Annotated in this window: 11 protein-coding genes and 1 other RNA gene; 6 read left to right on the forward strand and 6 right to left on the reverse strand. The window is 64.3% G+C overall.

All coding sequences use genetic code 11. The features are described from left to right. Positions 1-5 precede the first annotated feature (5 nt). Complete coding sequence (locus ACCQ07_RS20700) at positions 6-1,319, reverse strand: MFS transporter (RefSeq protein WP_011349110.1); 1,314 nt, start codon at positions 1,317-1,319, stop codon at positions 6-8. After that, entirely contained in the window at positions 1,316-1,444 is a 129-nt protein-coding gene (locus ACCQ07_RS20705) for a hypothetical protein (protein ID WP_372363627.1), read from the reverse strand. The genes ACCQ07_RS20700 and ACCQ07_RS20705 overlap by 4 nt, the downstream gene beginning before the upstream one ends. A gap of 335 nt (positions 1,445-1,779) precedes the next feature. On the opposite strand from ACCQ07_RS20705, the gene ACCQ07_RS20710 reads away from it, so the two are divergent. From ACCQ07_RS20710 to ACCQ07_RS20725, 4 genes are all read left to right on the forward strand, one after another. After that, complete coding sequence (locus tag ACCQ07_RS20710) at positions 1,780-4,713, forward strand: TonB-dependent receptor (protein ID WP_109291767.1); 2,934 nt, start codon at positions 1,780-1,782, stop codon at positions 4,711-4,713. A 98-nt stretch (positions 4,714-4,811) separates the two neighbouring features. Beyond that, positions 4,812-6,299: an MFS transporter gene (locus ACCQ07_RS20715; protein WP_109291770.1), complete on the forward strand. Its 1,488-nt coding sequence runs from the start codon at positions 4,812-4,814 to the stop codon at positions 6,297-6,299. Between the two features lie 32 nt (positions 6,300-6,331). Further along, positions 6,332-7,366 carry a glycoside hydrolase family 43 protein gene (locus ACCQ07_RS20720; RefSeq protein ID WP_372363628.1) on the forward strand — a complete coding sequence of 345 codons (1,035 nt, stop codon included), beginning with the start codon at positions 6,332-6,334 and terminating at the stop codon, positions 7,364-7,366. A gap of 339 nt (positions 7,367-7,705) precedes the next feature. Next, entirely contained in the window at positions 7,706-8,239 is a 534-nt protein-coding gene (locus ACCQ07_RS20725) for a lipocalin family protein (RefSeq protein ID WP_011349113.1), read from the forward strand. A gap of 58 nt (positions 8,240-8,297) precedes the next feature. Here ACCQ07_RS20725 and ACCQ07_RS20730 read toward each other — a convergent pair whose 3' ends face one another. The 3 genes from ACCQ07_RS20730 to ACCQ07_RS20740 all read right to left on the reverse strand — a co-directional run bounded on the left by ACCQ07_RS20730 (position 8,298) and on the right by ACCQ07_RS20740 (position 9,893). Beyond that, positions 8,298-8,651, reverse strand: a complete 354-nt coding sequence (locus ACCQ07_RS20730; RefSeq protein WP_011349114.1) for a ribonuclease E inhibitor RraB — start codon at positions 8,649-8,651, stop codon at positions 8,298-8,300. 213 nt (positions 8,652-8,864) lie between these two features. Next, positions 8,865-9,263, reverse strand: coding sequence for a DUF5076 domain-containing protein (locus ACCQ07_RS20735; protein WP_011349115.1), 399 nt, complete (start codon positions 9,261-9,263; stop codon positions 8,865-8,867). Between the two features lie 57 nt (positions 9,264-9,320). Further along, a complete protein-coding gene (locus ACCQ07_RS20740) occupies positions 9,321-9,893 on the reverse strand; it encodes a hypothetical protein (protein ID WP_008573822.1) in 573 nt (190 codons plus the stop codon). 152 nt (positions 9,894-10,045) lie between these two features. Here ACCQ07_RS20740 and ACCQ07_RS20745 point away from each other — a divergent pair, with 152 nt between their 5' ends. Beyond that, complete coding sequence (locus ACCQ07_RS20745; protein WP_169306459.1) at positions 10,046-10,249, forward strand: YdcH family protein; 204 nt, start codon at positions 10,046-10,048, stop codon at positions 10,247-10,249. Between the two features lie 297 nt (positions 10,250-10,546). Here ACCQ07_RS20745 and ACCQ07_RS20750 read toward each other — a convergent pair whose 3' ends face one another. Continuing rightward, a complete protein-coding gene (locus tag ACCQ07_RS20750; RefSeq protein ID WP_218534432.1) occupies positions 10,547-11,527 on the reverse strand; it encodes a zinc-binding dehydrogenase in 981 nt (326 codons plus the stop codon). Between the two features lie 259 nt (positions 11,528-11,786). Here ACCQ07_RS20750 and ACCQ07_RS20755 point away from each other — a divergent pair. Beyond that, a non-coding RNA gene (locus ACCQ07_RS20755) (sX9 sRNA) lies at positions 11,787-11,862 on the forward strand. Positions 11,863-11,865 lie beyond the last annotated feature (3 nt).

Raw genomic sequence — 11,865 nt, forward strand, 5'->3', positions numbered from 1 at the left:
TCACCTCAGGACGATGTCGGCGCTGGATCGGCAGGCAACTGCGCCGGCTCCAGCCGCGGCACCAGCGTGTGCACGACGGCCAAGGCCAGCAGGTAGGCAGAGCCTGCCATCAGAAACACCGGCACATAGCTGCCGGTGGCTTGCAACAGAAAGCCGATGAAGGTGGCGATCAGCATGCCGCCCACCGCACCGGCAAAGCCGCCGATGCCCACCACCGTGGCAACCGCGTGGCGCGGAAACATGTCCGAAGGCAGCGTAAACAGATTCGCCGACCAGCCCTGATGGGCGGCGGTGGCCAGCCCGATCAGCGCGACCGCCAGCCACAGGTTGTCGGCGCGTGCGGCAAAGACGATGGGCACGACGGAAATCGCGCAGATCAGCATCGCGGTCTTGCGTGCGCGATTGACGCTCCAGCCACGTGCGATGAAACGCCCGGCCACCCAACCACCGGCAATGCTGCCGATGTCGGCCAGCACGAAGATCACGATCAAGGGCACGCCCAATTGCAGCAGACTCAGGCCATATTCGGCGTGCAGGAACTTCGGCAGCCAGAACAGGAAGAACCACCAGATCGGGTCGGTGATGAACTTGCCCAGCACAAACGCCCAGGCTTGCCGATGCCGAAGCACCTGTAGCCACGACAGCCGGCGCTGCACCGGCTCATGCGCATCGCTGCGGATGTGCGCCAGTTCTGCAGCAGACAACCGGGGTTGTTGCTCGGGCGGGTGATAGCTGAACCACCACACCGCCAACCAGGTTGCACTGAGCACGCCGGTGAACAGGAATGCCGCCTGCCAGCCCCAGGCGGTGGCAATCAACGGCACCAACAATGGGGCAACAATGGCCCCGATATTGGAGCCGGAATTGAAGATGCCGGTGGCCAGCGCGCGCTCACGGCGCGGGAACCATTCGGCCACCGTCTTGAGCGCTGCAGGAAAATTGCCCGATTCGCCAAGGCCCAGGAAAAACCGCGCAATCGCAAACCCCACCACGCTGGTGGCCAAGGCATGCCCCATCGCCGCCAGGCTCCACAGGCCGATCGCCAGCGCATAGCCGAGCCGAGTGCCGAAGCGGTCGATCACCGCACCGCTGCACAGCAAGCCCAGCGCATACGCCGCCTGGAATGCGGTGACGATATAGCCGTACTGGATTTCGTTCCAACCGATCTGCGTCTGCAGGAACGGCGCCAGCACGCCCAGTACCTGGCGGTCCACATAGTTGATGGTGGTGGCGGCCAGCAGCAGGGCGCAGACCCGCCAGCGCACCCGGCCGAGCCTTGCCGTTGCGGCCCCCGGGGCCGCGGCGGGCACCTCGCTCATGCGCGTGGCCTATGCTGGCGCGCCAGCGCGCCGGCTTCCTGCGCGGATTGGCCGATGTGGTGCAAGCGTGCACCCATCAGGTGCCGGCCGGGACCGTCGCTGCCGTGTTCTTCGGTTCGATTCATCGACCACTGCACCTGCACGAAGGTGGCCTTGCGCCACGGATGATAGCGCTACCATTACCACGGCATCGCGATAAATCCATCGCGCAGTGCAGCACTGCGCCCCCGTACGCAAGCGCGTCCGGCGCGACGGCGTGGGTTGGCCGGCGGCCTGCCGGCGCGTGCACGCATCTATGCTGCCCTGCAGCGTGATGTTCCGAATTTGTTAGCGCTAACATCAAATGCACTGATCGTCCGTCTCCCCCATCGCACCATCGTCGCGCCGCGCAACGGCAGCGGCACTCCCTGCGCAGGGGCGATGCGTGGGACGTCTGCTACCTGTTAGGGAAGGGATTACGGTGAAGAACAGCTACGCACGAACCGCGTTGTCCTGCGCGTTGGGATCCATCCTGCTGGGCATGTCCAGCACCGCCGCCTGGGCACAGTCCGCCGATGCCCAGAGCACGGCGCAAACCCCGCCAACCACTGCCGGCAATAACGATGCGGTGACCCAGCTGGATACCGTCACCGTGTCCGGCTACCGACGCAGCATCCAGTTCTCCACCGACGCCAAGCGCGATTCGGTCGGCTTTGCCGACACGGTGTTTGCCGAAGACATCGGCAAGTTTCCGGACATGAATATCGCCGAGTCGCTCAACCGCATTCCCGGCGTGCAGCTGGCGCGCGACGTCAACGGCGAAGGTCTCAATATCGCCATCCGCGGCCTGGGCACCAGCTTCACCAAGACCACGCTCAACGGCGCCAGCATCGCCACTGCTTCGATCGGCCTGAATGCGCAGAACCAGAACCGCGAAGTCGATCTGAATCTGTTCCCCACCGAATTCTTCACCCAGCTCACGGTGAGCAAGACACCCACCGCGAGCATGCTCGAAGGCGGCGTTTCCGGTGTGGTGGACATGCGCAGCGCGCGCCCGTTCGACCGCCCCGGCGTGCACTTCACCTATCAGGCGCAGGCCGACTGGAACAGCACCAGCGAAAAAACCACCCCACGCGGCGCTTTCATGGGCAGCTGGACCAATGAAGCAGGCACCTTCGGTGCACTGTTCGGTGTGGCGTCGGTCCGCAGCAAACTCGGCGTGCGCGGTTTCGAGAGCGTGGGCTGGACCAACCCCGGCCTCACCTACACCCAGTGCGGTCTCGCGCCGCCGGCAGGAACGCCAGCCACCAACCAACCGGCGGCGTGCAACGTCAATGGCGGCGGCAACTGGCGCATTCCAGACACTGTGCCCGCCACTGCCGGCAGCGGCCTCACCACCGGCGAGACCATCGACGCCGCCTGGCTGCTGGCGCGCAACCCGGGCCTGAGCATCGACCAGATCAGCGACGCACTGATCCCGCGTCTGGGCCGCAGCGTCTACATGAGTGGCGATCGCGACCGCGATGCATCGGTGATGTCGCTGGAATGGCGCCCTTCCGACAGCATGCATTTTTACCTGGACACGCTGTACTCCGAAGCCGAGCGCACCACCGAGCGGATCAGCATGAATCTGATCGGCCGCAACGGCAACATGATTCCGCTCGGCATGCAGCTGGATCAGAACAACGTGGTGACCAGCGCCACCTTCGCCAACGCGCAGTACTTTTTGGAAGCGCGCCCGTACCACGAAAACGTCAAGTTCTGGAGCGTCAATCCCGGTGCGGAACTGCTGTTTGGCGCCGAGCAGGACATCAAGCTCAATGTGCAGGCCAATGCCACCCGTAGCTGGCTCGCACGCGAATCGCCCAGCATCCTGGTCACCTCGCCGTTCACCACCGTGGACTACCGCAACGAAGGCGGCGACCGCCCCAGCATCACCAGCCCGCTCGATCTCAACGACCCCAACCTGGGCTGGGGCTGGACGGGTGGCCGGGTCAATATCCAGAACGAAAAGCGCCAGACCGAAACGCGCGGCGCGCGCGCCGACCTGCAGTTCGGCGAGGACAAGCGCAACGTCAAGATCGGCGCGTCCTACGACATGGCCGAGCGCACCATCCGTGGCTTCGACAACAGCACCGCCTGGGAACAGGTGGTGTGCCGCGGCAATGGCGGCAACGTGTGCAACGGCGGCGCCGGCTCGGCAATCCCGAACGCGGCCCTGGCCAGCTATCTGAAACCCGGCCCAGGCGGTTTCATCACTGCCGACTTCTCCCGCTTCCTGGCCGACACCAACTACTACGCGCTGCGCGATGCCGCACCGGAGAGCAACTCGGCCAACACCGGCGCTTCGACCGGCGGCATCCGCGAAAAAAATCTGGGCTTCTACATCGAGACCAATGCGGAAGCCGATGTCTGGAACCGCACCATGCGCTTCAACGCCGGCGTGCGCTATGTGACCACCGACCAGACCATTACCGGCCCGGTCACCATCAATGGCGTCCGCAGCGTGCAGGTGCTGGATTCGGATTACAAGGAAACCCTGCCCTCGTTCAACGTGGCATGGGACGTGGCCGACAAGGTGGTCATGCGCCTGTCCAGCTCGCGCACGCTGACCCGCCCCGATCCCAGCGCGATGCTGCCCAACACCAACTTCAGCGACCCTTCCGCGCAGACCGCCACGCAGGGCAATCCGAACCTCAAGCCGTATCTGTCGACCAATGTGGATTTCGGCGGCGAGTGGTACACCGGCGGCGAAGGCTATGTGGGCCTGACCCTGTTCAACAAGCGCATCACCGGCTTCACCGTCAACGGCATCCGCCGCATTCCGTTCAACGACCTGGGCGTGAACTACGACACGCTATTGCCGATCCAGCAGGCCGGCCTGGCCCAGCGCGGCGGCCCCAATGCGGCCACCGTGGATGTGCAGACGCAGGTCAATGCCGATGGTGTGCTCAATATCCGCGGCACCGAGGCCATCTGGGTGCAGCCGCTGGATAAGCTGTTCGACGGCCTGGGTTTCAGCCTCAACTACACCCACGTCAACCAGCAGTCCGAAGGCGAAGGCGTGCCGGCGGTGGCCGTCGGTGTCGCACCCAACCTCTGGAACGGTACCGTCTACTGGGAAAAGGACGCGGCCTCGATCCGCCTGTCCTACACCTGGAACGACGACATGGTGATCTCCGGCGCCAACCAGAACGGCATTCCGTATGCGCGCCTCAACGCCGACGCGCGCGGCCAGCTCGATATGTCGGCGAGCTACGCACTGGATTGGCTGCCGTCCAAGCCGCAGATCACGCTCAACATCACCAATATCACCAACGAGCCGTTGCGCACGACCTTCGCTTGGCCCAACGCCACCTACGACCTGTATGAGCCCGGGCGCACCGTCATGCTCGGCATCCGCGGTACCTTTTGAGTGTTGTCGTCATCGGTCGCCGTTCCTCCCAGCGGCGACCGATGGCGCAATGCGCGCCGCGGCGTTTTCCGCAGCATTCTTCGAGTCCGCCCCACCTCATGAACGATCGGTCACAGCAGCTCTGCTTGCGCGAAAAGATCGGCTACAGCCTGGGCGACCTGGCTGCCAATCTGATCTTCCAGACGCTGGTCACTTTCCTGGCGTTCTTCTACACCGATGTGTTCCGCATACCTGCCAGCGTGGCAGCGACGCTGATCTTTGTGGTCGGCATGCTGGGCGCGTTCGTGTTTACGCCGGTCATCGGTATCTTGGCCGATCGCACGCGCACCCGCTGGGGCAAGTTCCGCCCGTGGATCCTGTGGACCGCACTGCCTTTCGGGGCGTTGTCGCTGGCCGCCTTCAATACGCCCACGCTCGGCGAGCAGGGCAAGATCGCCTACGCCTTTGCCACCTACACCTTGCTGATGCTGGTGTACGTCGCCAACAACCTGCCGTATTCGGCTTTGAGCGGCGTGCTCACCGGCAGCATGGAGCAGCGCAACAGCTTGTCGGCGTATCGCTTTCTGGCGGTGACCTTTGCGCAGTTCATCATCCAGGTGCTGTTACTGCCGTTGGTCTTGATCCTGGGCAATGGCGACAAGGCGCAGGGTTTTCGCAACACCATGGCGCTGTTCGCGGCGATCGGCACGCTGTGCTTTCTGATCACCTTCTTCACCACGCGCGAGCGGGTGCTGCCGATCAGCGAACAACGCAACAGCGTGCGCCAGGACCTGACCGATCTGGTCCGCAACAAGCCCTGGCTGGTGATGCTGGCGCTCACCATCCTGGTCTTCATCAATCTGGCGATGAAGGGCGGGATGTACATCTACTACTTCAAGTACTACCTCGACGCGAATGCGTTGACGCAGTTTCTCGACCACGCCGGGTTCAACCGCTTCATCGCCGGCATTAACAGCGTCCTGACTGGCGCCGGCATGAGCGCGTTGCAGTGGCCACAGGACGCGCCGACTTCCGCATTTAGCGTGTTCAGCGCCGGCGGCATCCTGGCGATGATCGTGGGCATCGGTTTTTCCAAACGCCTGGCCGACCGCTTTGGCAAGCGCAATGTCTTCGGCGGCGCGCTGCTGATCTCCACGCTGTTCCTGCTGGCGTTCTATCTGTACCCACCGAATGCGATCGGCTGGGTGTTCGCTTCCTACGTCCTGCACGGGTATTTCTACGGCATCACCATCCCGTTGCTGTGGGCCATGATCGCCGATGTGGCCGATTACTCGGAGTGGAAGAACCACCGCCGCGCCACCGCCATCATCTTCTCGGCGATGTTGTGCGGCTTGAAGATCGGACTGAGCGTAGGCGGCGCACTGGTCGCCGGCATCCTGGCGTTTTATGGCTATGACGCAGCACTGCCGCAGCAAGGCGCGGCCGTCACCAACGGCATCCGCCTGGCCATCAGCGTGTACGCCTCGCTTCCGTTCCTGCTCGGCACTGCATTGCTGGCGCTGTACGAAATCGACAAGGCGCTGGAAACCCGCATCGAGCACGAACTGGGCATGCGCCGCCAGGCCGCACCGCTCGCCACTGTCTGACCTCCCCTCCCACTTCATGCACAGGTACGCGCATGTCCGATGAACTGCAAGCCGCTAATCTGCAGGCGCTGGCGCGCACCGCCATTTCCGCACCGCTGGTCACGCACCTCTACACCGCCGACCCGTCCGCACATGTATTCGACGGTGCGGTGTATATCTATCCCTCGCACGACCTCGATGCCGGCGTGGCCTTCAGCGACGACGGCTCGCATTTCGACATGGCCGACTACCACGTGTTGCGCATGGCGCATCCGGGTGCGGCGGTGGAAGACCTCGGGCAAGTGCTGCATGTGCGCGATGTGCCCTGGGCGCAGCGGCAGATGTGGGCACCGGATGCGGCGCAACGCAACGGCAAGACCTATCTGTACTTCCCCGCAAAACGCGCCGACGGCATGTTCCAGATCGGCGTGGCGGTGGGCGATCGCCCCGAAGGCCCGTTCGTCGCCGAGCCGCAGCCCATCGCCGGAACCTACTCGATTGACCCGGCCGTACTCGCCGCCGACGACGGCGCGCATTACCTGTACTTCGGCGGCATCTGGGGCGGCCAGCTGCAGCACTACCGCGATAATGTCTACGCGCAGACGCATCAGGAACCGGTGGGCGAGGCACCCGCACTTGGCCCGCGCGTGGCGCGCCTGCACGCGCACATGACCGAACTGGCCGAACCCAGCCGCGAAGTCGTCATCCTCGACGAACACGGCGCCCCGCTGCGCGCAGACGACCACGCCCGCCGCTTCTTCGAAGGTCCCTGGGTCCACCAACATGCAGGTCGGTACTACCTGTCGTATTCCACCGGCGACACCCACCAGATTTGCTACGCCACCAGCGACTCACCCTACGGCCCGTTCAACTACCAGGGCGTGCTGCTCGCACCGGTGGTCGGCTGGACCACGCATCACTCCATCTGCTTGTTCCAGGAGCAGTGGTATCTGTTCTATCACGACAGCGTGCTTTCGGGCGGCCAGACGCATCTGCGCAGCATCAAGATGGCACCGCTGGAACATGCTGCAGATGGAACGATCGCGACGATTTACCCGTATGGGGAAGACGCGGTATCGCCTTGGTGAGTGCCGTTGGGAAACCGCCCGCCGACATCCCTCGAGTCAGTGATCGCTGGGCAGCTGACGGTGGAAGAAACGTCCTTTCAGCTCGATGCTTCAGCGCACCTTGTCGTCATCACGGCGGCTGAGGGTTGAACAATACTCACGGCATAAATTGGGCGTTTCCGGCGTTTGAGTGGCTCTTTATTTGGCTCTTGAACGCAGATGACTCGGCAAACGGCACCGACATGTCGCACGCACTAAGGCCAGTCTTGCCCCCAGGCCGGAGCTACATCGCATGGGCTCGCATCCAGACGCAGTGCACCTACGTATTGCTTCAGACGTGCCCTCTTAGGTAGAAGTGCCATGCGACGTAGTTCGATGCTGTTGTTACTCACGCTCGCGGTCCACGGCAGTGCTGGCGCAAGCGATTCACGCGCTGCCCTGCCCCGCGCAGACACCGTTGATGTGCCGCGCTTCATGGGCGACTGGTATGTGATTGCGCATATTCCGACCCGGCCCGAGCGCAGCGCCTACGACGCGGTGGAGAGCTACGCGCTGCGACCGGATGGTCGCATCCAGACCACCTTCACCTTTCGCAAGGGCAGCTTCCAGGCGCCGCTCAAATCGATGCATCCGATCGGCCAGGTGGCGAAGGAAGGCAATGGCGCGCTCTGGCGCATGCAGTTCTTCTGGCCGTTCAAGGCCGAGTACGTGATCGCCTGGCGGGACGCAGCCTATACGCAGACCATCGTGGCGCGCAGCAAGCGCGACTACGTCTGGTACATGGCGCGCACCCCGCAGGTCTCCGATGCCGACTATCAGCAAGCGGTCGAGCGTATCGCGGCGATGGGCTACGACGTGACGCAGCTGCGACGTGTGCCGCAGTCAGCGCGCTGATGCGAAAGCGCTGATAGGAGGATCTGCACGCCGTGCAGTCCTCGAACTGGCCGAGCGCTCAGGCGTCCTTCGCGTCCCCGAAGAATTCCCATCCATCGTTCAAGCCGTCCAAGGGCTTGGCCTCGGCTGCCAGGTCTTCCTCGAACGCCGAAATCGCCTTGTACGACGGCACCATGGTCGGATACACCGTCACATCCATGGGAAACGCCGTATTTTCCGGGTAATGACAGCAGCGGACTTTCTGCTCGAAGCGAAGCATCTTCACCGAGAACTCCAGCGCCGATTCCTTGCTGGGGAAGACCACCGAAAAAGCGATTTCCCGCGGCTTTGAAAGGTCGACACCTTGCTGTGCGATATGCCAGAGCGTGTCGCCGTTATCGTCTTTGGGATACAGAATCAGATCTCGCTGCATGACACTCTCATCAGGACGCTCTCATCAGGTGTTGGTCGGGAAGGCCAGTGACGCCAGGATCTTTGCCCTTGGGCGAGAAAGCCAGCGTCGATGGTATCCAAAAGGCAGCACGGCGATGCGTCCGTGCCCGGCGCACTGCTAACCGAGTCATCGCAGTCAATAGAGGCTTGCCCGGGACGCGCGATCGCGCAACAAGGGCCTTGCACGGTGCCGCTAGTGCTCGACTGGCAGCGCTCCCTCTTGCCGACCGCTCGGGTCGGCAACGCGTCGCAAGAAGTCATCCAGCATCAGCGTGCGACATTGCGCGAGCGGCATGCCATCGCGCTGTGCGTACATCCGCGAAGCATGCTCGAACAGATCCGCAAGCAGTTCGCCGAAGTCCTCTGCACCGCCACCCAGATCGCGATTGATGCTCACGTGCAGCTGTTCATTCGCGGCCCATAGACGCAGCAGTTCGAAGGCCTCCGGATCGGCCAGTGCGTCGGGCGGGATAATCAATTCACCATCGTGCATGTCTTCCCTCGTCGGGGTCGCACGTTCAATGAACCCGCGCGGTGTCGTCGATGCCTTGCATTCGCCAGCGCGCACGCACGCGACATCAGTGATCAGCAACCGTGGGGCGATGACAGGTGCCGGCTCACGCCGGCGCCTGCTGCTCCGCTGAGTGCCTCACGGCACCCAGATCAAATTCATCACCTGCGGATCGGCGGTCACCTTGACCAGCTTGCCGCTGGGGCCGAACTGCACCTGGTACTCGGAGAAGCTGTCGCGCCAGTAGCGCCACAGCGAGGCGTCCAGGTTGGGGTTTTCGCTGCTGATCGGGTAGCCGACCGCCATCAGCACCTGTTCGCGGGTCATGCCGCCGGTTAGCTTGCCATCGTTGATCGCCTGGCGAATCTTGGGCGGGAAGGTAGCGAGCTTGAGCTTGGGGTCGGTGGTGACGACATACCGGGCGGCAAAGGCGGTGTTGTCCAGGTCGCGGCTGTAATCGTTGCCGATGGACTGCTTTTCGCCGGCGATCTTGAGGTTGACGCGGTTGCGGCCGAAGCCGGTGACGCTGACCGGGGTGCCGACCGGGAGCATGCGCTTGCCGTCTTCGGCGTAGTTGCTGTCGCTGATCCAGCTGCCGTCGGTGCGCAGGTTGCAGCACAGAAAGCCGTCGTACTTGGCGACATCGGCGGCGCTGGCCAGGTTGGCGGCGGCGAACAGGCCCAGGGCCAGCAGGGAAGGATGCAGACGCATCGAAAGACTCCTTTCTCGACGGCCGTAGCCGCGCGGCAATGATGGACGGGGCGCGCCGCCGTTTCCCCGCGGCGCGCGGGCATTGTCGCAGCCCCGGGCCGCTTGGCAAGCGCGGCTGACGCGTGCAGCCCGGGGTTGTGTATGCTCGGGGGGTGGACACCCTGTCAACCGCCGAGATCGTCGAGCAGATCGCCGAGTTGCGACGCGCCCACCGCGCGTTGGACGAGGAGATTCAGCGCGTGCCCGCGAACCTGGACGACGAGCTGCAGATGAAGCGCTTGAAGAAGCGCAAGCTGCACATCAAGGACTGCATCACGCGGCTGGAGATGGAGTTGGTGCCCGACGAGCCGGCATAGCACGCGTCTGCGGTTGGGTTTGCTTTTTGTGGTGCGCGGGCACTCGTTGCGGCGGCGCGGTCCACGCATGGCCGGCGGCGCTCCCTCATCCGCCCTTCGCCCCTTGCGCGGCATGCGGGGGAAGGGAGTGAGTTGGCGGCATTCGAGCAGCTGGCGTCCTCGATCCCGTAGGAGCGCGCCCGAGCGCGACGGGCCTTCCCGGGAAGGCTTCGTCGCGCTCGGGCGCGCTCCTCCACTAAGTTGACCGCCTGGCCTTCGACGATGCCGCGTGTGATTGTGTCCGTCGGCAGCGGGGGCTCAGCCTGCGCGCAACAGGATCTTGCCGCGACGCCCCGGTTCGGCGCTGGCGGCGGCTGCCTTGGCGGCGTCCTGCAGGTCGTACACCGCTTCCACCGGCAGGGCCAGGCTGCCATCCAAGGCCGCCTTGAGCAGTTCGCCGATCATGCGGCGCTTGTCCTCGGACTTGGTGGCGGCCATGACCTTGCTGCCCCAGAAACCGCGCACTGTGGCCTGCTTGAAGATCACATCGCCGCTGGCAATCTCCAGCGGTTCGCCGGTCATCGAGCCGAACGAGATCAACTCGCCGCCCTCGGCGAGCAGCCCCATCAGCTCGCCTGCCGCCTTGCCGGCCACCGAGTCGATCGCGCGCACGATCGGTGCATCGCCGGCCAGCGCGCGCACGCGGTCTTGCCAACCGTCCTGCGCGGTCGACACCGCATTCCCGATCCCCAGTGCCTTGAGTTCGTCCACGCCGGCATCGCGACGCACCAGATTGATCACGTTGATGCCGCGTGCCGCAGCCAGCATGGCCACAGTCTTGCCGACCGCGCCGTTGGCAGTGTTCTGCACAATCCAGTCGCCTTTGTCGACATTCAGGAACTCGATCAGCATCAACGCGCTCAGCGGCATGGCGATGAGCTGGCAGCCGCGGTCGTCATCCAGTGCGTCGGGCAGCGGGACCACGCCGGTTGCGTCGGCCAGAAAGTAGTCGGCCCAGCTCTCGTGCACGCCGGCGGCGACGACACGCTGGCCGACCTGCAGGCCCTGCACGCCTTCGCCCAGCGCATCGATCACGCCAGACCCTTCGCTGCCGCCGATCGCCGGCAGCGTGGGCTTGTAGCCGTAGTTGCCGCGCACCGTCCACAGGTCATGGTTGTGGATGGGCGAACGCCGCATCGCGATGCGGACCTGGCCCTTGCCGGGTTGCGGTGTGGGCCGTTCGCCGAGTTCGAGCACCTTGGCCGGGTCGCCGAACTGGGTGTGGATGGCTGCGCGCATGCAAGTCTCCTGTCGGCGACGCCCGTGGTGCAACGCAGCCGATCACAGTGAAAGGTGCTGCGATGCTAACGGGAACGCTGCAAGCGCCCGATGAAGCGAACGGAACCGCTGTGTGAAAGCCGCCGGCGCTCGCCTACCGCCACCTCGCCACGCGCCCGACGCGCCCTGCAAGACGTGAAGGCATTCGCCAACGGCCTAGAGCATCCAACAAAACGACTGTGCAGCCGCCAGGCGGGCGCGGCCGGTGCCCGGTATCGGCATGTACCACGCGTACGCTCCGGTTCCTGCCCGCCGTCCACACCCACCTGACGACTGCTCGCCACGTCTTGTCAGTCGCT

The sequence above is a fragment of the Xanthomonas sp. NCPPB 3583 genome, from assembly GCF_041475715.2.
Classification (GTDB): domain Bacteria; phylum Pseudomonadota; class Gammaproteobacteria; order Xanthomonadales; family Xanthomonadaceae; genus Xanthomonas; species Xanthomonas euvesicatoria.